This is a genomic window from Paraburkholderia sp. RL18-085-BIA-A (assembly GCF_046027075.1).
Lineage (GTDB): Bacteria > Pseudomonadota > Gammaproteobacteria > Burkholderiales > Burkholderiaceae > Paraburkholderia.
The window spans coordinates 1-23,310 of record NZ_JARESU010000129.1 but is presented as its reverse complement, the minus strand read 5'-3'; the positions used below and the strand labels follow the sequence as shown (position 1 = coordinate 23,310).

Below are 23,310 nucleotides of genomic sequence, written 5' to 3'. Positions count from 1 at the left end.
TGTCCGTTCTGCGTCGCTGCATCAGCAGCAGAGAAGCGAGATTATGGAGACCGGCCAGCGACCCGTCAACCCCCTTCTGTGAATTTTCTGCGGGGCCAGCGTGAAGCAACCGCGGAACATGCGCGCCCTATATAGAGCGTGCGTGAGAACGAAGGAACTGATCCCGTCGCGTGAGGACGAAGGAGTTCCTCTGTATAGTGAGGACCGTGCAGCCAGCCAAACCGCACGTCGATGCGCCGCCCTGACACGCCGCCGAGCTCGCCCGGCGGGCAGCGAACGGAACCGCGACAAACACGCACGATTTATTTGGTGTGCCCCCATGAGCGCGAAGGCGCAAGCTCGTATATAATGCGAGCCGCGCGAATTTCGCAAATTTCTATCGGCCCGCTTCGAGCGGGCTCATCTTTTTTGCTCCCCAAGAGCACAGCCAAACAACCGCGTTGAGTCACTCAGGTGATGTTGAGCCATGCTCGAAACGCCTGACGGTAGCGTCTTGCGTCTCATAGCGAAGCCTCTAGAGGAGAATACGTGAACCCTTTCGATCGCGAAGATTCGCAACACGAAACCGCCGGCTACAGCGGCAAAGCCCCCTCCGGCCGAGCAGCCAAGGGCAAGGGCGCCGGCAAAGCGATCCCCGTTGCGGCCGAACTGCCGCCGCAACAAGCCGAAGAACGCCAGCGCCAGATGCGCGCGCTGATCCAGCTGGGTAAGGAGCAAGGCTACCTGACCCACGCGCAGATCAACGACCACCTGCCCGACAACTTCGCGCAGACGGCGGCGATCGACAGCATTGTCAGCGCGTTCAGCGACATGGGCGTGCAGGTCTACGAACAGGCCCCCGACGCGGAAACGCTGCTGCTTAACTCGAACGCCCCCGCGGTGGTGTCGGACGATCAGGCGGACGAGGAAACCGAAGTCGCATTGTCGACCGTCGACTCCGAATTCGGCCGCACGACCGACCCGGTGCGCATGTACATGCGCGAAATGGGCGCGACCGAACTGCTGACGCGCGCGGGCGAAATTGCGATTGCAAAGCGAATCGAAGACGGCCTTCACGAAATGGTGCAGGCCATTGCCGCTTGCCCGCTCGCGATCTCCGCGATTCTGGCGAGCGCCCAGCAGGTCGCCGACGGCGAGCTGCGCATCGACGAACTGGTCGACGGTCTGAATGAAGAGACGGTCGCGGGGGAAGAAGAGGCGAGCACCGACGCGGTAGCCGAAGTCGACACGGACTCCGAAGACGACGACGACAGCGATAGCGACGACGACGTCGGCCCGGCCGATTCGTCGGCAGCGGACGAAGCGCGCCTGAAGCAGCTCACGAGCGACTGCCTCGAAATCTTCGCGCAGGTCGGCATGCTGTCCGACCAGATGAACGCATCGCACACGCGCGGCGACGTCACGTCGAAAGCATATCTGCGTGCACGTGAAGAGATCCAGCAGCACCTCGCGAAGATCCGCTTCACCGCGCGCACGATCGACCGCCTGTGCGGCGACGTCCAGCATCAGGTCGCGCAAGTGCGTGCAATAGAGCGCAACATTCTGCAAATCGTCGTTACGAAGAGTGGCATGCCGCGCGAGAAGTTCATCGAGTCGTTTGCCGGCCACGAAGCCGACCTCGGCTGGACGGAACGCGCCGCGCGCGGCAACACCACTTACGGTGCGGCGTTGGAGCGTCATCTGCCGGCGATTCAGTCCGAACAGCAGAAGCTGATCGAAATCGAAGCGACGGTTTCGCTGCCGCTGAAGCATCTGAAAGAGGTCAACCGCAAGATGGTCGCGGCCGAATCGAAGATGCGCAAGGCCAAGAGCGAGATGATCGAGGCGAATCTGCGTCTCGTGATCTCGATCGCGAAGAAGTACGTGAACCGCGGCATGCTGTTCCTCGACCTGATCCAGGAAGGCAATATCGGCTTGATGAAAGCCGTGGACAAGTTCGAATACCGTCGCGGCTGGAAGTTTTCGACTTATGCAACGTGGTGGGTACGCCAGGCCGTCACGCGTTCGCTCGCCGATCAGGCCCGCACGATTCGCGTGCCGGTGCACATGATCGAAACCATCAACAAGCTCAACCGCATTTCGCGCGAGATCCTGCAGCAGACCGGCCAGGAAGCGCATCCGTCGGTACTCGCCGAGCGCATGGAGCTTTCGGAAGAGAAGGTGCGCGGCATTCTGAAGATCGCCAAGCAGCCGGTGTCGATGGAAACGCCAGTCGGCGACGATGGCGACGCCACACTCGGCGACATGATCGAAGATTCGGCCGCTTCGTCGCCGGCCGATGCCGCGATGCAAGCCGACTTGCGCGCCGCCATTGACGACGCGCTCGACTCGCTGTCCCCGCGCGAAGCGAAGGTGCTGCGCATGCGCTATGGCATCAACACAAAGTCGGACCATACGCTTGAAGAAGTCGGCAAGCAGTTCGACGTCACGCGTGAGCGGATTCGTCAGATCGAAAGCAAGGCGATGCGTAAGCTGATGCATCCGAGCCGCGCCGATCGACTGAAGTCGTTCCTCGACCGCTAAAAGTTAGCGACAGCGCTTGCCGTGCACCATGCACGGCAAGCGCAATTCCCCCGCCACACCCTCCTCAAACCAGCAGCGACACGATCCCGCCCACGGTGATTCCCGCTGCCAGCCAACGCCCTGCCGTGTAGAAGGCATCGCCCTCGTCCTGAGGCTGATCCGGCCGTTCGAGACCAAGCGTGCCATATGCAAACGACCGCACCGCCGAGGCGCCAGATTCCGTCGCGCTCTCCGCCGCCCTTGAAGCGCTGTGCCCATCTTTCTGAGTCGCATCTCCATCCTGAGCCTCCGCCGCTGCACCGACGGCGGAGATATGGACCGCGTCGTCCTGTGCAGATGTCGTGGCGGGCAACATAGGCTGCACAGCGCTGGCTTCGTTCGCCGCGGACTGGCTGTTCGTCATCGCGCGATCCGCCAACGACGGCATTTGCGACCACGCGCGGTCAATCTGCATGGATACCTCTTTCGTTTCGCTCAACACATGCGCTGCGCGATTAAGCCGATAGGCGCCGCACACGGCGGTGCGGCGCATCGCCGGTTACAAGACCTATCGGCGCCGCGCAGCCAGAACCTGAGCATCCGTAAGGCGTGGTAAGCGCAAGCCGACGTTTCGCCGCGCCGCATGACGGCTGCGCGAAAGCAGTCGCGCGGCGCGCAGCACCCGCGTGGCCGTACCCCCGACTGGGCATAGTAGTTGCGCACTCGCCGTTTAGCTTTATACGAGGAGCACGTCATGACTACGCTCGATCCCCAAGACCCGGCAGCCACTGGCAAGCAACATGCGGACATCGTTGGAATGGGTGTGGGCGACGGCCCCGGCCCAGAGGTGATGGCCGCCTCCACGCTCGACGGCAACAAGGTGATGTCATCCGACGGCGAACACCTCGGCAAGATTTCCGACATCATGCTCGACGTGCGCAGCGGCCGGATCGCTTATGCAGTGTTATCCAGCGGCGCCTTTCTCGGCGTGGGCGACACGCTGCACGCGATTCCGTGGAGCGCTCTGACGCTCGATACGGACGATAGATGCTTCGTACTCGACGCATCCGTCGAGCGGATCAAAAACGCGCCCGGCTTCGACAAGGACAACTGGCCATCGATGGCGGATATGCAATGGGGTACGTCCGTGCATGAGTATTACAACCGGCCGCCGTACTGGTCGGCAACGCGCGCCATGGTGAAGAAGGAGCAAGGAATGGGACTCTAACCTATCAGGGTTATGAGACTGTCTCAAAGTGCTCGCGTTAGCCGTGCACAAACCGCGCCCAGACCGCTGGACTAAAGGGGCCCGCTTAGCGGGCGGTTGTCCACAGAATCTGTGCGAAAGCCTGTGGATAATCCCAGCGATCGCGCGGCAACCTCTTGATGCGGCGAAGACTTTTTATGAATACGTCGCCTGAGGAGCAACGTAGGTCATCCGGTCGCAACGCGATCGCCGAATTCGCCAGTGGCGTGAGTCTTGAAACAACAAGCCACCCCGCTACAAACTTCGACGCAGCGGAGCCAGAAGCCGGCCACCCTGGCGAACATCCCCGCGTGGCCTTACCTGAAATCACCAGTGCGAACTCCGCTCTATTCCGCCTCAAAGAACCGTTCCAGCGCAAGCTTCATCCTCAGCACACCGGTTTCAATATCCGCCACACCAGGCGCAGCAAACGACAGCCGCAATGCCGCCGCATCGATATCGTCCTTATAGAATGCAACGCCCGGCACAAACATCACATTGTGTTCGATACAAATGCGCAGATAATCCGCCGCATTCTGCCCCGCTTTCAATCGCGCCCACACAAACATACCGCCAGCCGGACGATGAAACGCAAGGTGTTGCGTCAAATGCGCGTCGAGCGCATCGCACAGCGTGCGGCATTTCACGGCATACGCGTCGACGATACGCGGCAGATGACGCTCCAGCGCGCCGCTCGCGAGGTACTCCGCGGCAATCGCCTGGGTCCACGACGAACTGCACAGATCGACAGTCTGCTTGGCGACCACGCAGCGGCGCACAATCTCCGCATGCGCAACCATCCAGCCGACGCGCAGCCCCGGCGCGACGATCTTCGACAGACTCGAAAAGTGGACCACCCAGTCGCGCGACCCCGGCACCTGATCGCTCAGCGTAAGCAGCGAAGGCAACGCCGCGCCGTCAAAGCGCAGATCGCCATAAGGGTCGTCCTCGACGATCAGAAAGCGATAACGCGCCGCCAGTTCCAGCAACGCCATGCGGCGCTCGAGCGACAAGGTCGCACCGGTCGGATTGGCGAAAGTCGGCACCGTGTACAGCAGCTTCGGCGCGGCGCGCAGCGTGCCGGCTTCGAGCAGCGCGGCGATCACGGCGACGTCGAGCCCATGCTGATCGACGGGCACCGTCACCACGTCGGCCTGCTGCAACTTCAGCGCCTGCAAGGTCGCAGGATACGCGGGCTGTTCGACCAGTACCACATCGCCCGGAGCGACCATCACGCGCAGCAGCAAATCGAAGCCCTGCTGTGAACCGGTCGTCACGAGCAAGTCGTGCGGTGCGCATGGCGTGCCGCGCCGCGTCATCAGATTCGCAAGCTGTTGCTTGAGGATCGCAAGACCGTCGGTCGGACCGTATTGCAGACACAGCGTCGGTTGTTCCGACGCGCGCGCCGCGGCGGCGTCCAGCCCTTCGCGATCGAACAGATCGCTGGCCGGATAGCCGCCGGCAAACGAGATCATGCCGGGTTGCGTCAGATACTTGAACAGCTCGCGAATCGGCGAGCCGGCCGGTGCTTCGAATGCGGGATTGAATGCGAACATGGTGACGGGCCGCTTATCTATCGCTTATCTGCCGATATATCTGTCGAGGGAAGACCGGCGTCGATTGTGATCATCGTCCGGGTGAGCGGCAAACGATATCTACGCACTACGTATTGCGTTTTCCGCATCACCCGACGCACGGCTACACCACGTTCTTCTCGACGATCGGCCGGTTTTCGAGCACGCGCGCGAAGCTCAGCGAGCCGAGATCGAGCGTCGTGTAGCGGCCATGCAGAATCAGTTCGCTGATGCCGCGTCCCGTTGCCGGCCCCTGTTGCAAACCGTGCCCGCTGAAGCCATTGGCGAAAATGCAGTTATCCACGTCAGGGTGATAACCGATGATCGCGTTCTGATCGAGCACGTTGTATTCGTAGTAGCCGGACCAGCAATTCTGCACACGCAACGCTTCGAATTGCGGCACGCGATGCGCGAGCGTCGGCCAGATCACGTCGTCGAAGAGCGCGTGGTCGACTTCATCGAGCGGCAGATCGTCGGGGTCGTGATCCGCCGCCGGCGAGGTGCCGCAAAGAAACGAGTTGCCCTCGGGGCGAAAGTACACACCACTCGGATCGATCAGCAGCGGACACCGTTCGAGCCGCGCTGGCGACGTGACGTTGAAAATGCTGCGCCGCCGCGCGTAGACCGGCAGGTCGATGCCGACCATCTGCGCGACCCTACGTGACCACGCGCCGGCCGCGTTCACGACCGCGTCGCAAGCATAGGTCTCGCCGTCAGCAGTCTGCACTTGCGTGACGCGTTTGCCGTCGCGTTGTAGCGCGGTGACATCGGCGGCTACATAGCGCGCGCCGAGCGCCAGGGCTTTCTTGCGCAGTGCCTGCACCAGACCGTAACCATCGAACCACCCCTCACCGCTTTCGCCAAATGCGCCGGCGACGAGGTCGTGGGTATTGAGCCAAGGAAAGCGCGCTTGCAGTGCGCTCGTATCGAGCAGGCTGATATCGGCGCCGAGACTTTTCTGCAATGCGTGATTCTCGCGCAGCGTGGACTCGCCGGCGGGCGTCGCGAGAAACAGATAGCCGCCTTCGTGCAGATCGATCGACGGACGCGTGCCGCCGACTTCGAGCCGCTCGCCGATCGAGCGCAAAAACTCGATGCCGAACAGCGACATCTGAATCGACAACGGCGTGGAGAATTGTTGACGGATCGACGCCGCCGACAATGCCGATGACGAACGCGCATAGGTCGGATCGCGTTCGATCACCGTGACGCTGACTGTTGGATCGGACAGCCGCAAGAAATACGCAATTGAGCTGCCGATCACCCCACCGCCGACGACCACGACTTCGGAACTCACGTCTTACTCCACGAGTAACGTGGCCGCTCTGAAATGCCGGGCGGCGCAAACGGACTGTTGAACCGGAAGCCGCTGCGAGACCGCGACGGCAAAAGCAGTGGCCCCGCACGAATGCGCGGTCACTGCACGGAGCGCGCCGGCGCGCTTAACCGATATTGAAGTCGATGCCCTGCGCGAGCGGCAACGCCGACGAGTAATTGACCGTGTTGGTGGCGCGGCGCATGTAGGCCTTCCACGCATCCGACCCCGACTCGCGGCCGCCGCCGGTTTCCTTCTCGCCGCCGAACGCGCCGCCGATTTCCGCGCCGCTCGGTCCAATGTTGACGTTGGCAATCCCGCAGTCGCTGCCCGAGTCGGACAGGAAGCGTTCCGCTTCACGCAAATCGGTGGTGAACACGCACGACGACAGACCGTGAACCGCCGCGTTGTTCGCTTCGACCGCGTCGGCGAAATCCGTATAGCGCAACACGTAGAGAATCGGCGCGAAAGTTTCCTTCAGCACGACGGACGTTTGCGACGGCATTTCGACGATTGCCGGGCGCACGTAGTAACCGTTTTCATAACCCTTCACGTCGACGCGCTCGCCGCCGAACACCTTGCCGCCTTCGGCCGTCGCCTGCTGCAACGCTTCCTGCATGCGTGCATACGATGGCTTGTCGATCAGCGGCCCCATCAGCGTGCCCTTTTCGAGCGGGTTGCCGATCGGCACCTTGCTGTACAGCTGCTTAAGACGTTCGATGGTTTTGTCGTACACGCTCTCGTGCACGAACAGACGCCGCAGCGACGTGCAACGCTGCCCCGCCGTGCCCACGGCCGAGAACAGGATGCCGCGCATCGCGAGTTCATGGTCGGCGGTTTGCGTGACGATGCCCGCATTGTTGCCGCCGAGTTCGAGCAGCGAGCGTCCGAAGCGCTTCGCCACTTCGACGCCGACCGTGCGGCCCATTTCCGTGCTGCCCGTCGCGCTGACGATCGACGCGCGCGGATCGGCCACCAGCTTCGCGCCCACGTCGCGTCCACCGTTGATCAACGCGGTCAGGCCGGCCGGCGCATCGCCGAATTCCTGCAGTGCGTCGTTGAGAATCTGATTGACGGCGAGCGCGGTCAGCGGCGTCTTTTCCGACGGCTTCCAGATCACGGCGTTGCCGCACACCAGAGCAAGCGCCGCGTTCCACGACCACACGGCCGCCGGAAAGTTGAACGCCGAGATCACGACACAGGTGCCCATCGGGTGCCACGTCTCCGCCATGCGGTGACCCGGACGCTCCGACGCGATGGTCAGGCCGTACAGCTGGCGCGACAGGCCGACCGCGAAATCGCAGATGTCGATCATTTCCTGCACTTCGCCCATGCCTTCCTGCAGGATCTTGCCGGTTTCCAGCGTGATAAGGCTGCCGAGCGCCTGCTTCCTGTCACGCAGACGATTGCCGAGCAGCCGCACCAGTTCGCCGCGGCGCGGCGCGGGCACGTTGCGCCACGCGGTGTACGCCTGTTTCGCCTGGGCGAGGGCCGTGTCGACTTCCGCCACCGTATTGACGGCCACGCGGCCGATGAGTTCGCCGGTGATGGGCGAATGAACCGCGAGATCGCCGGCTTGCGCCGCGTGGGCGATGCCGAGATCGGCGAGGATAGTGGAAGCGTCCATGAAAACCCCTTTAATTTCCGATGCGAAACAAGAGTAAGTTAGGAAACTATACACGCGGGTTTTTGTGGCCGCAAGCAGGGGTTGAACGGATGTAAATGCCGGTTGATGAACTACCCGATGTTTCCATAAGGAAACTTGAACGGCCAGTCCGGGTCGCGCACGGTGGCTGGGCGACCGCGCCGGCGCCGGGGCAAACCGCTCCGCGCATCCCGTTCCGTTCGCCCGAACTTACTCTCGCGCCGCGTTCAAACCCCCGCCATCAACCGGTCGACCAGCACCCGCGCGAACGGCGGCAAGTCCTTCAGACTGCGCACGCATATCTTGAGCTTGCGTTCGGCCCACGGGTCGTTCAAGCCGACGATAGCGATCTGCATCGTCTTCCTGTGCCGCAGTGCGACCGACTCCGGCACGATGCCGATGCCCACGCCCGCTTCGATCATCCGGCACGCAGCTTCGAAGTTGCCCACCTGGATGCGCAGCTTCAGACGCGCGCCGAGCGCATCGGCGGCGCTCATGATGAACGCGTGAATCGCGCTGGACGTGGGCAGGCTCACGAAGTTCGCGTCGAGCACTTGCGCGAAATCGACCGACGACTGTTTGGCGAGCGGATGATCGCACGATGTCACCAGCATCAAACGATCGTCCCGATACGGCAGCATTTCCAGATGTTCCGCATGCACGTTGCCCGCGACGATGCCGATATCCGTCGCACTATCCGCCACGCCTTTGACGATTTCGCCGCTCAGTACTTCACGCAGATCGATGTTGACGTCGGGGTGATCGCGCAGAAAATGGCTCAGCACGGCCGGCATGAACTCGCTGATCGCAGTGGTGTTGGCCCAGATGCGCACGTGACCCTTGATGCCTTCGCCATACTCCTGCATGTCGCCCGCCAGATGCTCGACGCGCTCGAGCACGAGACGCGCATGATGCACGAACGCTTCGCCCGCGGGCGTCAGCGTCACGCCCTGGCTGGTGCGATACAGCAGTTTGAAACCCAGTTGCTCCTCGAGATTCTTGACCCGGTTGCTGGCGGCCGGCGCCGACAGATGCGAGCGTTCCGCGGCGCGCGCGAGATTCTGCGTATCGGCGATATGGAGGAGCAAACGCAAATCCACGAAATCGAAATGCATGATGAAAGCCAGAGATGACGCGCCAATTGAAATGCCGATCGGCGCCTGCAAGACAAATGCCAATCTTAACCGGGCGCGAAGCACTCGTTCGAAAAAACCGAATTCCCCGTCCCGGCGCTTTCTGTCAGAGTGAGGCGGTCCGCGCTTGCTGTGTCGATGCGAGCGTTTTATTCTGGGCAGAGCGTGGTGAAGATTCTGGTGCTAGTCAAGAAAGTGGACGATTGCAACGTAAAGGTCCGGGCGAAAGCAGACGGCACGGATGTCGACATTGCAAATGTGAAGATGTCGATGAATCCGTTCGATGAAATCGCGGGTGAAGAGGCGGTGCGTCTGAAGGAGCCGGAGTGGCGCCCGAAGTGATCGCCGTGTCGGCAGATGTCACGCAAGCGCAGGAAATGCGGCGCACGGCGCCGGCGATCGATGCTGATCGTGCTCTGTTGATCGAGTCGAACGAAGAGTTGCAGCCGCTCGGGGGCGCGAAGCTGCTGAAGGCGCTGGTCGACAAGGAGTAGCCGCGGCTGCACGTGGCCGTCGGCATCTCGGGTGCGATCCAGCATCTGGCCGGGATGCAGGACAGCAAAGTGATCGTCGCGATCAACAAAGACCCGGAAGCGCCCATTTTCAGCGTCGCCGATTACGGTCTGGTCGGCGATCAGTTCACGCCCGTGCCGGAACTCGCCGGCGAAATCGCCTGACGCAGACAACCGGCGCGACGAGTTCATTGCCACGCAACCCGCTTGCAATCGACGGCCCGAATCAACGGGCCGTGCTCACGCCCCCCTTCACTTACGCCGACTTCTCCACTAGCTCGGCGCCATGCGGCGCCAGATCGGCATCCGGCGAGATATCCTCCAGCGTCTGCTGACTTGTCTCGATCCGCAGCGCCAGAATAGCGACGCTCAGCAACAGGAGCACGCCGCCAACCATCGCGAGCACACCCGTCACGCCGAATTGCGTATACAGCAACAGCGCGACATAAGGCGTGGACATCGAAGCCGCGCGTCCGCAAGTGCCGGCCACACCTGTTCCGCGCAGCCGATACGCGGTCGGAAACAGCTCCGGGATATAGCCGAACAACCCCAGCGTGCAGACCGTATAGATCGCCGTCACCAACGCGAATCCCACCACCGAAATCGCCGTCGGCGCACGCATCTGCACGTACACGAAGCCGAGCAGAATCGTCACGAGCGAAAACAGCACGATCCCATTGCGACGCCCCAACCGGTCGGCCACCAGGTAGCCGACCACCGCGCCGGCCGGCGCACCGAACGACATCAGCAATACGAATCCTAGCGACTGCACGATCGTCAGCCCTTCCTTGACGAAGAACGTCGGCAGCCACGCGACAAACCCATACAGCGACATATTGATCGCCATGCAGGTCAACGCCGCCACCAGCGTGCGGCCGATCATGCCGCGAGCGAACAACGCCGAGAATGGCGCAGCCGGCACCTCGTGACTGACCACCCGCGCGACCGGCGGCAGCTTGCCGACGCGCGCCGCGACTTGCCGCTCGATCGCCGACACCGTGGCCTCCGCCTCTTCGAGCCGTCCAACCGTTTCGAGCCAGCGCGGCGACTCCGGCATCCGATGCCGCAGGAACCACACCACCAGCGCACCAATACCCGCAATCGCGAACATGTAGCGCCAGCCGAGATGCGGAATGACCCAGTAGCCGATCGCCGTCGCGCCGAGCAAACCGGAATTAATGATCAATGCGAGCAGCGCGGTCCAGCGTCCGCGCGTGGCCGGCGGCACGAACTCGCACAAGGTGCCGGCCGCCACCACCAGTTCCGCGCCCAGGCCGACCCCCATGATGAAGCGCAGCAGGATCAGCCAGTAGATGTCGGGCGCAAAGCACGCGGCGATCGACGCGATACCGAAAATCGCCAGGTTCGCCTGATACGAATAACGCCTGCCGAAACGGTCGCCGAGATAGCCGGACAGGCCCGCGCCGATCATCATGCCCATGAACGTCGCGGAGATGAAAAACGAGCCGAGCCGCAAATCGGTGAAACCGCTCTTGACCATCGCCGCGAGCGCGCCGTTGGCCAGATAGATATCGAACGCGTCGAGGAAAGCGCCCGCGCCGATCAGACCGAGAATATTCCAGTGGAAGCGGGTAGTGGGCAAGCGGTCGAGCCGCGCGCCGGAATTGACGGTTAATGTTGCCAACGTTGTCTCCTGATAAGGTGCGCGCGGTAGGGCCGCTTACGCAAAGCAGTTCAGCATGGCCGCTTACTCGAATGCGCGGCTCTGATGCAAGCTTCCGGATGACACGGCTCGTTGTCGCCGAGCCCTGTCATGTCATGTCGAGCTATGTCATGTCATGCCGTATGTCGATAAGAGTGCGACAGCCGGTCTGGCGATGGAATTGGCATTATTGGAAGCCGATGTTTCGTTGCGGTTAACAGCGGCATCACCACGTGTGCGGGCGGCACAAGAAAAACGGCGCAATGCATGAAAATGCATCGCGCCGTTTTGCGCTGCGTCGCTTCGTCAATGAAATCACGCGCCGCGTGGACGAGACATATCAGCCCGTCACGATCCTGCGGGCCTTCAGAATCACCGGCATATCGACCATCTTGCCGTCCACCGCCACCGCCGCACCGTTGCTGGCTTCCACCGCCGACAGCACTCGCCGCGCCCACTCCCGCTCGGCGTCGCTCCATGCATACGCGCGATGCACCGCATCGATCTGCTTCGGATGAATGCACAGCTTGCCGCCGAAGCCGAAGCGCCGGCCGCGCCGCGCGTCGGCTTCGATTGCGTCGGTATCGGTGATGGTGGTCGACACGCCATCCACCGGCGCGCCGATCCCCGCGAGTCGCGACGCCAGTACGATCTGCGAGCGGAACAGATGCAGTTCCTCGCCATCGCCGTCAATGCCGAGATCGATTTGAAAATCCAGCGTGCCGAACACGATGCGCTGCACTCGGGGCGCCGCGCACAACACCGCGAGATTCGCAAAACCGCGCGCGCTCTCGACGATCGGCAACACGCTCAACCCAGGATGCGCCTGTGCCAGCACGGCATCGATCTGCTCGCGCGTCTCGGCCTTCGGCAATACGATTCCAGCGACACCGGGTTGCGCGGACAATGCGGCAATGTCGTCGGCAAACCATGGCGTATCCGAGCCGTTGACGCGTACCCATGCCGGCCGTGATGCGTGCCCGGATACAGCGGCCAGCACAGCCGCGCGCGCTACGGGTTTTTCGTCAGGCTGCACGGCGTCTTCGAGATCGAGAATCACCGCGTCCGCGCCGGCTGCGTGCGCTTTCTCGAAGCGCTCGGGCCGGTTGCCCGGCACGAACAGGTACGAGCGAGGCAGCGCGGTGCTCATGCGGGGACCGCCGCGTGCGAGCTTGCCTCGAATACGGAGCCGATTTGCGCTTGCTCCGCGATATGCCATGCATTGCCGAGCAAACGCGCGGCCTCGCCTTCGGTGGCCGCGCCAGAAAACGCCGCCAGCCGATGCAGTTTGGTCGCGATCTCATCGCGCGAAAGCGTATTGCCAGGGTCACCCTTCGGTTCGTCGACGCGGCCGTGGAAGACGCGGCCGTCGGTGGTCGTCACCGTCACCTTGCCGATCCAGCGCGCGGGATACGCGGCATCGACCTCAGCGTCGTAGGCCATCGTCACGTTGTCGCGGAAAGCGGCGATCGCATCCGCGTCGAATCCCTGCTCGAATTCGGTCACGCCCGCACAGCCGTGATGCGCGACGAGCCCGAGCACCGTGCCCATGTTGAACTTCGCCTGGTGCACGGTGCGCGGCGTGACGACCGCGCCGAGCACGTCGAGCGCGCCTTGATGAACGTGCGCGACGACTTTCGCCATATCGCGCGGTGCGAGACGATGCTCCTGCACCACGGCAAGCAACGCGTCGGCCGCGGGATGCGTATGCCGGCACGCCGCGTGATACTTGAACGACGTCTCCGCCGTCGCCCAACGGCTGCCCAGCCGGTCGACGAGGCGCGCCGGATCGGCGTCGCTCGACATGCCCGCCGCCATGCCTTGCGCGCCTTCGAGAATGTGCGTCGCGCCCTTGAAGCCCTCGGCGGCGAGTTGCGCGGCCATCAGTCCGTTCGCGGCGGCCATCGCCGTGTGCAATTGCTTCGAGTCGGCGGCGTCGCGCAGAAACTCCCACAGACCGCTCGCCTGCGTGCCCGCCGAGCCGAATGCGTCGAGCATCTGCATGGGCGACAAACCGAGCAGCTTTCCGGCGGTGGCCGCCGCCGCGACCGTGCCTACCGTGCCGGTGGTGTGAAACACCTTGTAGTGAGAGCGCCCGAGAAATTCGCCGATACGAATGCCGACTTCGTAACCCGCGACCGCCGCCGCAATGAAGTCGCGCCCCGACGCCCTGTTGGCCTGGGCCAATGCGAGCGCAACTGGAAACACCACGGTCGCTGGATGAAACACGGAGCCGTTGTGCACGTCGTCCTGTTCGGCGAAGTGCGACGCCGCGCCGTTGACCATCGCCGCGAAATACGGTGTGGTGCGGCTACGGTCGATCAACACTTCGCACGGGCCGTGCTGCGCCGCGCCACCAGCCTGGCGCGCGAAGCGCGCGATCGTTTCGACCGGTCGCCCGCCCTTGCCGGCCAATGCCGAGCCGAGCCAATCGACGTACAGGTTCACAGTGCGCTCGACCACCGCTTGCGGGATGCTGTCGAAGTCGAGTTGCGCGGCGAAGGTGGCGAGCGTGAGACTGGGATGATCGTTCATGAGGAAATCGCGTCGGGTTCGTTCGGATTGCCGGCATGCGTGGTTCACACGCCGGCACGGAAAGACGGTTCAGATCGTGCCGGCCGCACGCAGCGTGTCGATGCGCGCGCTGTCGTAGCCGAGTTCGCGCAGGATCGCTTCGGTGTGTTCACCGAGCGCGGGCACGGGGTCCATGCGCGGCGCGAAGCCGGTGGGCAGACCCGGTGGCAGCAGCGCGGGCACCGCGCCCGCCGCCGTGCCGACTTCCTGCCACCGCTCGCGCGCTTTCAGTTGCGGGTGCGCCCACACGTCGTCGAGCGTGTTCATTTGCGCGTTGGCGATGCCCGCTCGATCAAGCCGCCCGATGACCTGCGCGGCACTCAGCTTCGCAAAGGTCGCGACGATCACTTCACGCAACGCTTCACGCGCAGACGTGCGGTTCGAGTTCGAAGCGAAGCGCTCGTCGATGGCGAGTTCCGGCTGTTCGAGCACGCGCTCGCAGAAGAGCTTCCATTCGCGTTCGTTTTGCAGACCGAGCATCACAGTCTTGCCGTCGCCAGCGGGGAACGGCCCGTACGGATAGATCGTGGCGTGCGCCGCGCCCGACAGCGCGGGCGGCGACTGACCGTCTATCGCGTAGTAGAGCGGATAACCCATCCACTCGACCATGCTCTCGAGCATCGACACGTCGATGCGACAGCCGCGCCCGGTCCGCCCACGCATCAGCAGCGCGCTCAGAATGTTCGAATACGCGTACATACCGGCCGCGATATCCGCGATCGAGCAGCCGGCCTTGGCGGGCGCGCCCGGCGAACCGGTGATGGACAGGAAGCCGGATTCGCTCTGGATCAGCAGGTCGTAGGCTTTCTTGTCGCGATAGGGACCGTCGGCGCCGTAGCCGGAAATATCGCAAACGATCAGCTTCGGGTACTTCTTGCTCAATGCCTCGTAGCCGAGACCGAGCCGCTCCGCCGCGCCAGGGGCGAGATTCTGCACCAGCACGTCGGCGTCCGCGACCAGTGCGTCGAGAATCTCCGCCGCCGCGGGCTGCTTCAGATCGAGCGCGAGACTTTCCTTCGAACGATTGGTCCAGACGAAATGCGACGACAGTCCATGCACGCGTTCGTCGTAACCGCGCGCGAAATCGCCGACGCCAGGGCGTTCGATCTTGATGACCCGCGCGCCGAGATCGGCGAGCTGACGCGTGCAGAACGGCGCAGCAATCGCATGTTCGAGCGTGATGACCTTGATTCCGTCGAGTGGTCTCATGTGTATGTCAGCCTGAAGGTCAGAACGAACGCGGCAGCCCGAGAATATGCTCGGCCACGTACGAGAGAATCAGATTGGTCGAAATCGGCGCGACCTGGTACAGACGCGTTTCGCGGAACTTGCGCTCCACATCGTATTCGCATGCAAAGCCGAAGCCGCCGTGGAATTGCAGACAGGCGTTGGCGGCTTCCCACGATGCGTCCGCCGCCAGCAGCTTCGCCATGTTCGCCTGCGCGCCGCACGGTTGATGCGCATCGAAACGGCGCGCCGCTTCGAATCTCATCAGGCTGGCCGCTTCCACGTTGATGAACGAACGCGCGATCGGAAATTGCACGCCCTGGTTCTGGCCGATCGGACGGCCGAACACGACGCGCTCTTTCGCGTACTCGGTGACCTTGTCGACGAACCAGTATCCGTCGCCGATACACTCCGCCGCGATCAGCGTGCGCTCCGCGTTCAAACCGTCGAGGATGTATTTGAAACCCTGCCCTTCCTCGCCGATCAGATTCTCGGCGGGGATTTCGAGGTTGTCGAAGAACAGTTCGTTGGTCTCGTGATTGACCATGTTCAGGATCGGCTGCACGGTCAGGCCGTGACCGATTGCTTCACGCAAGTCGACGATAAAGATCGACATGCCTTCGGACTTCTTCTTCACATCGGATAGCGGCGTGGTGCGCGCGAGCAGGATCATCAGGTCCGAGTGCTGCACGCGCGAGATCCACACCTTCTGGCCGTTGATTACATAACGGTCGCCGCGCCGTTCGGCGGTGGTCTTGATCTTCGTGGTGTCCGTGCCGGTGGTCGGTTCGGTCACGCCCATCGACTGCAACCGCAAATCGCCGCTCGCGATCTTCGGCAGATACTTGCGCTTCTGTTCTTCAGAGCCGTGGCGCAGCAGCGTACCCATGTTATACATCTGGCCATGGCATGCGCCCGAATTACCGCCTGCGCGATTGATCTCTTCCATGATGACCGACGCTTCAGTGAGCCCGAGTCCCGAGCCGCCGAAGTCCTGCGGAATCAGCGCGGCCAGCCAACCTGCCTTGGTGAGCGCATCGACAAACTCTTCCGGATAACCGCGTGCTTCGTCGATCTTGCGGAAGTAGTCGCCGGAAAACTGCTGGCACAGATCGCGCACTGCTTCGCGAATGTCCTGGAAAGAATCCTGTTGCGTGGTTTGCATTATCGAATCTCGTGGAGTTCAGGTGACGCTCAAGCAAGCGCGGCCGTCGCGCGCATGGTCAGATAGCCTTCGTGATCTTTGGCCCACAGCTCGATGGACTTGCCGTCGGCGGAAGGCTGTCCGCACACGGTGAACGGCTGGCCCGCGAACGTGGGACGCAGCGCCCTGAACGCAAAGCTTTGCAGCGTGGCGCCGGGCTGCTCGCGGCGCACCAGGTCGACCAGCAGCGTCGCGATCAACGGACCGTGCACGACCAGGCCGGGATAGCCTTCGACCTGCGTGACGTACGGGTAATCGTAGTGAATGCGATGGCTGTTGAAGGTCAGCGCCGAATAGCGGAACAGCATCACGGCGTCGGTGTCGATGGTGCGGCGCCACGTTTCGCCTTGCGGCGCGAGTTGCGGCTGCTGTGGCCGCGCGCCTTCCTGCGGCGCATCGCGATAGACGATGTCGTGCTCTTCTTCGAGCTTCAGTTCGCCGTCCGCTTCGATCGTATGCTGCACCGTGACGAACACGAGACGGCCCGAACGGCCGGTCTTGTCCTCGATATTGGCGATGGTCGACGTGCGCGTGGCGCGCTCGCCCACTTTGAGCGGCGCATGAAAGGTCAGCCGGCCGCCCGCCCACATGCGGCGCGGCAGCGGCACCGGCGGCAGGAAACCGCCGCGCTTCGGGTGACCGTCGGCGCCAACCTCGGCCATCGGCGCCACTGGCAGAAAGTACAACCAGTGCCACAGCGGCGGCACCGTATCGCCGCTTTCCTCGCGATCGAACGTGGCGGCCAGCGCTGTCAGCGGAAAAGCGGTGATGTCGTCTTCGGCCACCGCCTCCTTGTTGAGCCAGTCGTCGAGTTTCTCTAAAGCGGCGGACATAGGCGAAGTCTCCGGATACGCATGTTGAGCTTGGTAGGGCCCTACTATGAACGACGCGTTGCGTGGCGCGAAGTTTGCATTTTTGAATCAGGCCTTTGGTTTTGGTTAAGGCGCGCTGTGCGGCGCTGCGGTTGGCGTTTGCTGTTAGCGCTGACGAATAGCCCCGGCGGTTAGCTTCGCCCATCAGGCTTCGCCGCGCAGATGCGCCGACGCTTCGTCTTCGATCCGCTGCCAGATTTCGCTCGCCATCGGCTATTCGCCCTCTTCCATCATATGACCGACTATGACCGACGAGCCCGATCGCACGCGCCGTCGCCCCGAAGCCGCGCACGATGCGCCACCGAAAGCCGAACTCGCAGCAGATGCGGACGATACGCCGGTTGCCGGTTATCGCAGTCTGCTACTTGAGGCCAAGCCGTTTAGCGAGACGATTCAGATTGGCGCGATCCAGACCGAGTTCGCGCGCGACCGCCGCCCAGTTCTGCTGGTGGCGTGCGAGCGCGTCGAGGACGATGCTTCGCTCGAACTCCGTTACCGCACTGCGAAAATCCTTCGACCCGCTCTCCTGCGCCGGTGCAAACGGCTGGCTTCTTTCTTCGTGCGGCACCTCCGACAACGCAAAGTCCGCGGCGCTCAACGTCAGGATGCGACGATGCTCGCGATTGGCCGCCAGCGCCTTGAGCGCACTGCGCCCAATCAGATGTTCGAGTTCGCGCACGTTGCCCGGCCACGGGTAGCGCAACAACGCGGCTTGCGCGTCCGCCGCCAGACGCAGACTCAGCAGCCCAAGCCGCGAGCGATTCTCTTCGAGAAAGAAGCCTGCCAGCAGCAGCACGTCGCGGCCTCGCTCGCGCAATGGCGGCACACGCAGCGGGTAGACACTGAGACGATGATAGAAGTCCGCGCGAAACCGTCCCGCTCGCACCTCTTCGGCGAGGTCACGATTGGTGGCGGCGATCAGGCGCACGTCGACCTTATGTTCGTTATCCGAACCAATTCGTTGCAACTGGCCGTTCTGAAGAACCCGCAAAAGTTTTGCCTGCGCGGCGAGCGGCAACTCCCCAACTTCGTCGAGGAAAATCGTGCCGCCGTCCGCCAGTTCGAATTTGCCGCGCCGGTCCGACGACGCGCCCGAGAACGCGCCGCGCACATGCCCGAACAGTTCGCTCTCGACCAGCGTGTCCGGCAGCGCCGCGCAGTTCAGGCTCACCAGCGGCTTGTTCGCGCGTGGCGACAGCGCATGGATCGCATTCGCCACCAGTTCCTTGCCGACGCCGGTCTCGCCGGTGGTCAGCACGGTCAGGTCGCTCGCAGCGACCGCCTCGATTTCCTTGATCATGTGGTGATGAGCGTCGCTGCTGCCGATCAGCTCGCGCCGGCTCTGGCTGCTCGCCTGCCGGTAGGCTTCGGCGCGCAGGCGCGCCTCTTCGCCGCTGCGCGCCAGCGTATCGATGCGCTCGACTACGCTCACGGTCGCAGCGGCAAGGCCGACGAACGCCCGCAGCGACGCCATGTCGAGGGCGTCGAACCGTGCGGGGTCGAGTGCATCGAGCGTGAGCAGCCCCCAAGGCTGACCGCGAATGAACAGCGGACAGCCAAGGCAATCGTGGACTTCGAGGTGCCCGGCCATGCCTTGCACGAGGCCGTCATAGGGGTCGGGCAAATCGGAATCGGCCGCGAAGCGGGTCGGCTCGGGCCGTGACAGGAGCTGCTCGAAGCGCGGATGATCGCCGACCCGGAAGCGCCGCCCCAGCGTATCGCTGCTCAGTCCGTCGATTGCCAGCGGCACCAGCGTGTCCCCTTCGAGGCGCAACAAAGCGGCCGCATCGCCCGGAAACAGCGTGAGCAGACTGCGAAGCAGGCGACGATAGCGCTCGCGATCGGACAGGTCGCGCGACAGGTCGAGGATCAGCGGCGTCAGGACGTCAAGCACCGCGCCTGCAGTCAGATCGACTGCGTAGGTAGTCTTTTCGACTAGGGTCGAATGGACCATTTGCATATCCAGATCATTGATTTCGCTGCATTTTATACCTGGCACGAATCATGGGTATCAAGTGTTGTCTTGCGCAAGTCAGCTCGATAACCACTCACCACCAGGAACTTCATTATGCTTTCCGCCGAACACCGCGCCATCGTCAAGGCCACCGTCCCTCTGCTCGAAAGCGGAGGCGAAGCGTTGACCACGCACTTTTACAACCTGCTTCTGAGCGAACACCCGGAAGTGCGCCCGATGTTCAATCAGGCGAATCAGGCCAGCGGCGCGCAGCCGCGTGCGTTGGCCAACGGTGTGCTGATGTACGCGCGCCATATCGATCAACTCGAACAGCTGGGTGGTCTGGTCTCGCAGATCATCAATAAGCACGTCTCGCTGAACATCCTGCCGGAGCACTATCCGATCGTCGGACAGTGCCTGCTGCGTTCGATCCGCGAAGTGCTCGGCGCGGAAATCGCCACCGATGCCGTGATCGAGGCATGGGGCGCCGCCTATCAACAACTTTCCGACCTACTGATCGGGCTCGAAGAACAGATCTACGCGCAGCGCGAAACGGCGCCGGGTGGATGGCGCGGCTCGCGTGTGTTCCGCGTTGCGCGCAAGGTGCGTGAGAGCGACGAAATCACGTCGTTCTATCTGCGCCCCGACGACAACGGCGAGTTGCTGGCGTTTCATCCCGGCCAGTACATCGGTGTGCGTTTGATGATCGACGGCGAAGAAGTGCGCCGTAACTATTCGCTCTCGGCAATGGCGAACGGTCGTGAATACCGTATCAGCGTAAAGCGCGAGCAGAATGGCAAGGTGTCCAACTATCTGCATACGCAGATCAACGAAAACGATACGGTGGACCTGTTCGCGCCGGCCGGCGACTTCAAGCTCGAACAGAGCGACAAGCCGCTGGTGCTCATCAGCGGCGGCGTGGGCATTACGCCGACCCTGGCCATGCTGCAAGCGGCACTGACTACGGATCGTCCGGTGCACTTCATTCATTCGGCTCGCCACGGCGGGGTGCATGCATTCCGCGACGCGATCGAAGCACTGGCCGCGCGTTATCCGCAATTGAAGCGCTTCTATTGCTACGAGCAACGCCGTGCCGGCGATGCCGACGCGCACGGAACCGGCTATCTCGACGAGAAACACCTCGTTAAATGGCTACCGGAATCGCGTGATGTCGACGTCTATTTCCTCGGGCCCGTCGCGTTCATGAAGGGCGTGAAGAAGCATCTCAAGGCGATTGGCGTGCCGGAGTCGCAAGGCCGCTATGAGTTCTTCGGACCGGCTAGCGCGCTGGAATAACGCGGTGGCTACTGCTTCGGGTCGTGGAGAAGCGGTGGCGATAAGCGCGGGTTGCCGAACGGCCTCGCGCTATGCAGATGCACTGGGATCGCGCGTTTCGCGCGATCCTCGCCTTAACTACCGCTCCTTGCGCCGGCGAAACGCCCACCATCCGGCCAGCCCCGTGAAGCCGGCCACCAGCATGACCATCACCCAGAACCCGTGACGATTTTCGGCGAGCGGGATGCCTCCGACGTTCATGCCAAAGAAGCCCGCGACGATATTGATCGGCATGGCCAGAACCGTTACCAGCGTCAGCGTGAATAGCGTACGGTTATTCTGCTCTTCGAGGCGGGAAATGATTTCCTCTTGTAGCAGCCTGACCCGCTCGATCAAGCCGGCCACATCGGAGAGGACGACCGAGAACTCTTCCGTCGATTCGCGCAGATCCTGTACATCTTCCTGCTGGAGCCAGCGCGGCGGCCGTGCCAGCAAACGGAAAATCGCGCCGGGCTCGGGCGCGAGCATGCGTTGCAACCGGGTCAGCATCCGACGCATGGCGCCCAGGTCCAGGCGGTTTTGCGTCGGCCGTTGTGAAAGAAACCGGTCTTCGATGCGATCGACGTCAGCGCTGGTTCGCCGGACGATCTGCACCAGCAAGTCCGCCTGGTCGTGCATCAAGTGAACCAGCAATTCCGCGGGCGACCTGAATATTTCCCCTTCGCGGACCGACGCGCGCAACCTGTCGACAGAACGCAGCGGCTTGAGACGCGCAGTGACGATGATCCGTTGATTCGCGTAAATCCATAGGGTCGCAATTTCCGACGGGGTGAACTCGAGGTTGAACATCACGTCGTTCACGACAGCGCGTAGCGCGCCGTCAGCATGCTCGATACGCGTCGAATGCGAGCCTTCCCGCAGTGCGTCGAAAAACGTTTCCGGCAGATCGAGTTGCGATCTAATCCAGCGCTCGCTCGCGCTATGGGCTAGATTGAAATGAAGCCAGAGAAATTCGCCTGCCTGCTTCGACTCGCCGTTCGCTTCGTGGTCACGAAGCCATTCGACGACCTCTTCCGCATCGACGGGCCGCCCTGCGCGCGTCGAGGAAAAGACGAAGCCGCAGACCATGCCGGACGAATCGGCGCCGTAGGTTTGCAATAGCAGTTCAGATTTCATAGCTCAATTCAGCGTTTGCTTCCCGTGCCGGATCGGCATCTTTAGCAATTTACCTGCCGCAGATGGAATCCTGACGACCGCGACGCGGCTCCGGGCTTCGTAACCGCACAGACCGGATTGGAATGAAATGCCTGAGCAAATCGCGGCCAATCAAAAGAAGGTTAACCCGCTAGTTTTCCTCGCGTCGGCTTATCGGAGCCTTAAGTTCGGACTACCGGTCGTTAGAGTCGGACAGTCACAAGAACGTCACACAGCGGCCTTAATTTGCCCATCGAGGCCAATTAAATACAGTAGGAGTCTGACTATGAAGCTCACCCAATTCGCACTGATTCTTGGCGCGCTGTGCGCGACCGCCGCCCAAGCCGCCGACATCACCGGCGCGGGCAGCACGTTCGCGGCACCGATCTACACGAAATGGGCCGACGCCTATCAGAAGTCCGGCGGCGGCAAGGTGAATTATCAGGGTATCGGTTCATCGGGTGGCATCAAGCAGATCATCGCGAAGACCGTCGACTTCGCCGGCTCGGATGCTCCGATGAAAGACGACGAACTCGCCAAGAACGGCCTGTTCCAGTTCCCGACGGTGGTCGGCGGCGTGGTGCCGGTCGTCAACGTGCCGGGCGTGAAGCCGGCTGAACTGACGCTGTCGGGCGAAGTGCTCGGCGACATCTACCTGGGCAAGATCAAGAAGTGGAATGACCCGGCAATCGTCGCGCTGAACCCGAAGATCAAGCTGCCGGATACCGACATCGCCGTGGTGCGCCGCGCCGATGGTTCGGGCACCAGCTTCATCTGGACGAACTACCTGTCGAAGGTCAACGCGGACTGGAAGTCGAAGGTTGGTGAAGGTTCGACGGTCAACTGGCCGACCGGCACGGGCGGCAAGGGCAACGACGGCGTCGCGGCGTTCGTGCAACGTCTGCCGGGCGCGATCGGCTACGTGGAATGGGCGTATGCGAAGCAGAACCGCATGACGTATGTCGCATTGAAGAACTCGTCGGGCACGGTGGTCGAGCCGAAGACGGATACCTTCAAGGCAGCGGCAGCGGGCGCGGACTGGTCGAAGTCGTTCTACCAGATCCTGACGAACGAGCCGGGCAAGAATGCATGGCCGATCGTCGGCGCAACCTTCGTGCTGCTGCACACGGCGCAGGACAAGCCGGCGCAAGGCACGGAAACGCTGAAGTTCTTCGACTGGGCGTTCAAGAACGGCACGCAGGCCGCGAACGATCTGGACTACATCTCGCTGCCGGATTCGGTCGTGGCGGAGATCCGCACGCAGTGGAAACAGAAGGTGAAGGACGCTGCGGGCAAACCGCTTGCGTCGGAATAGGTCTCTGATCCAAAGGGGCGCTCACGTGAAATGCGCGCCTCTCTCCGCGATTCGTTGCTGATTCGTTTGGCTCATCATGCAAAGCCCGTAAACGCAGAAACCCCA

Annotated in this window: 17 protein-coding genes and 2 pseudogenes; 6 read left to right on the top strand and 13 right to left on the bottom strand. The window is 62.6% G+C overall.

Annotation, left to right across the window (positions count from 1 at the left end; translation table 11 throughout):
- Positions 1–528: 528 nt before the first annotated feature.
- On the top strand, positions 529–2,523 hold the full coding sequence (rpoD, locus tag P0D89_RS42145; RefSeq protein WP_408367676.1) for an RNA polymerase sigma factor RpoD: 1,995 nt from the start codon (positions 529–531) through the stop codon (positions 2,521–2,523).
- A gap of 64 nt (positions 2,524–2,587) precedes the next feature.
- On the opposite strand, the gene P0D89_RS42140 is transcribed toward rpoD, so the two are convergent.
- Positions 2,588–2,977 carry a hypothetical protein gene (locus tag P0D89_RS42140; protein ID WP_408367674.1) on the bottom strand — a complete coding sequence of 130 codons (390 nt, stop codon included), beginning with the start codon at positions 2,975–2,977 and terminating at the stop codon, positions 2,588–2,590.
- Positions 2,978–3,256: 279 nt separating this feature from the next.
- On the opposite strand from P0D89_RS42140, the gene P0D89_RS42135 reads away from it, so the two are divergent.
- Complete coding sequence (locus tag P0D89_RS42135; protein ID WP_408367672.1) at positions 3,257–3,730, top strand: PRC-barrel domain-containing protein; 474 nt, start codon at positions 3,257–3,259, stop codon at positions 3,728–3,730.
- Positions 3,731–4,095: 365 nt separating this feature from the next.
- On the opposite strand, the gene P0D89_RS42130 is transcribed toward P0D89_RS42135, so the two are convergent.
- The 4 genes from P0D89_RS42130 to P0D89_RS42115 form a co-directional block, all read right to left on the bottom strand.
- Positions 4,096–5,304, bottom strand: a complete 1,209-nt coding sequence (locus P0D89_RS42130) for an aminotransferase-like domain-containing protein (protein ID WP_408378489.1) — start codon at positions 5,302–5,304, stop codon at positions 4,096–4,098.
- A 142-nt stretch (positions 5,305–5,446) separates the two neighbouring features.
- Positions 5,447–6,619 (bottom strand): NAD(P)/FAD-dependent oxidoreductase, encoded by a 1,173-nt coding sequence (locus tag P0D89_RS42125; protein WP_408367670.1) that lies wholly within the window; start codon positions 6,617–6,619, stop codon positions 5,447–5,449.
- A gap of 145 nt (positions 6,620–6,764) precedes the next feature.
- Entirely contained in the window at positions 6,765–8,264 is a 1,500-nt protein-coding gene (amaB, locus tag P0D89_RS42120; protein WP_408367668.1) for an L-piperidine-6-carboxylate dehydrogenase, read from the bottom strand.
- A gap of 245 nt (positions 8,265–8,509) precedes the next feature.
- The gene (locus P0D89_RS42115) at positions 8,510–9,397 is read right to left on the bottom strand and encodes a LysR family transcriptional regulator (RefSeq protein ID WP_408367666.1); all 888 of its coding nucleotides are present in this window, start codon (positions 9,395–9,397) and stop codon (positions 8,510–8,512) included.
- 186 nt (positions 9,398–9,583) lie between these two features.
- Here P0D89_RS42115 and P0D89_RS42110 point away from each other — a divergent pair.
- Positions 9,584–9,906, top strand: a pseudogene (locus tag P0D89_RS42110) (electron transfer flavoprotein subunit beta/FixA family protein); the annotation flags it as partial.
- A 3-nt stretch (positions 9,907–9,909) separates the two neighbouring features.
- Positions 9,910–10,092 (top strand): annotated as a pseudogene (locus P0D89_RS42105) (electron transfer flavoprotein subunit alpha/FixB family protein); the annotation flags it as partial.
- A gap of 91 nt (positions 10,093–10,183) precedes the next feature.
- Here P0D89_RS42105 and P0D89_RS42100 read toward each other — a convergent pair.
- From P0D89_RS42100 to norR, 7 genes are all read right to left on the bottom strand, one after another.
- Positions 10,184–11,572, bottom strand: coding sequence for an MFS transporter (locus tag P0D89_RS42100; RefSeq protein ID WP_408367664.1), 1,389 nt, complete (start codon positions 11,570–11,572; stop codon positions 10,184–10,186).
- A 358-nt stretch (positions 11,573–11,930) separates the two neighbouring features.
- The gene (locus P0D89_RS42095; protein ID WP_408367662.1) at positions 11,931–12,740 is read right to left on the bottom strand and encodes an HpcH/HpaI aldolase/citrate lyase family protein; all 810 of its coding nucleotides are present in this window, start codon (positions 12,738–12,740) and stop codon (positions 11,931–11,933) included.
- Complete coding sequence (locus P0D89_RS42090) at positions 12,737–14,125, bottom strand: MmgE/PrpD family protein (RefSeq protein ID WP_408367660.1); 1,389 nt, start codon at positions 14,123–14,125, stop codon at positions 12,737–12,739. The genes P0D89_RS42095 and P0D89_RS42090 overlap by 4 nt, the downstream gene beginning before the upstream one ends.
- A 69-nt stretch (positions 14,126–14,194) precedes the next feature.
- On the bottom strand, positions 14,195–15,373 hold the full coding sequence (locus P0D89_RS42085) for a CaiB/BaiF CoA transferase family protein (protein WP_408367658.1): 1,179 nt from the start codon (positions 15,371–15,373) through the stop codon (positions 14,195–14,197).
- Positions 15,374–15,392: 19 nt separating this feature from the next.
- A complete protein-coding gene (locus tag P0D89_RS42080; protein WP_408367656.1) occupies positions 15,393–16,556 on the bottom strand; it encodes an acyl-CoA dehydrogenase family protein in 1,164 nt (387 codons plus the stop codon).
- 29 nt (positions 16,557–16,585) lie between these two features.
- The gene (locus tag P0D89_RS42075) at positions 16,586–17,428 is read right to left on the bottom strand and encodes an HTD2 family dehydratase (RefSeq protein WP_408367654.1); all 843 of its coding nucleotides are present in this window, start codon (positions 17,426–17,428) and stop codon (positions 16,586–16,588) included.
- Between the two features lie 400 nt (positions 17,429–17,828).
- On the bottom strand, positions 17,829–19,421 hold the full coding sequence (gene norR, locus P0D89_RS42070) for a nitric oxide reductase transcriptional regulator NorR (RefSeq protein ID WP_408367652.1): 1,593 nt from the start codon (positions 19,419–19,421) through the stop codon (positions 17,829–17,831).
- Between the two features lie 114 nt (positions 19,422–19,535).
- Here norR and hmpA point away from each other — a divergent pair, with 114 nt between their 5' ends.
- Positions 19,536–20,717, top strand: coding sequence for an NO-inducible flavohemoprotein (gene hmpA, locus P0D89_RS42065; RefSeq protein WP_408367650.1), 1,182 nt, complete (start codon positions 19,536–19,538; stop codon positions 20,715–20,717).
- Between the two features lie 117 nt (positions 20,718–20,834).
- Here hmpA and P0D89_RS42060 read toward each other — a convergent pair whose 3' ends face one another.
- On the bottom strand, positions 20,835–21,872 hold the full coding sequence (locus P0D89_RS42060; protein ID WP_408367648.1) for a transporter: 1,038 nt from the start codon (positions 21,870–21,872) through the stop codon (positions 20,835–20,837).
- 304 nt (positions 21,873–22,176) lie between these two features.
- Here P0D89_RS42060 and pstS point away from each other — a divergent pair, with 304 nt between their 5' ends.
- Positions 22,177–23,205: a phosphate ABC transporter substrate-binding protein PstS gene (gene pstS / locus P0D89_RS42055; RefSeq protein WP_408367646.1), complete on the top strand. Its 1,029-nt coding sequence runs from the start codon at positions 22,177–22,179 to the stop codon at positions 23,203–23,205.
- Positions 23,206–23,310: the final 105 nt, after the last annotated feature.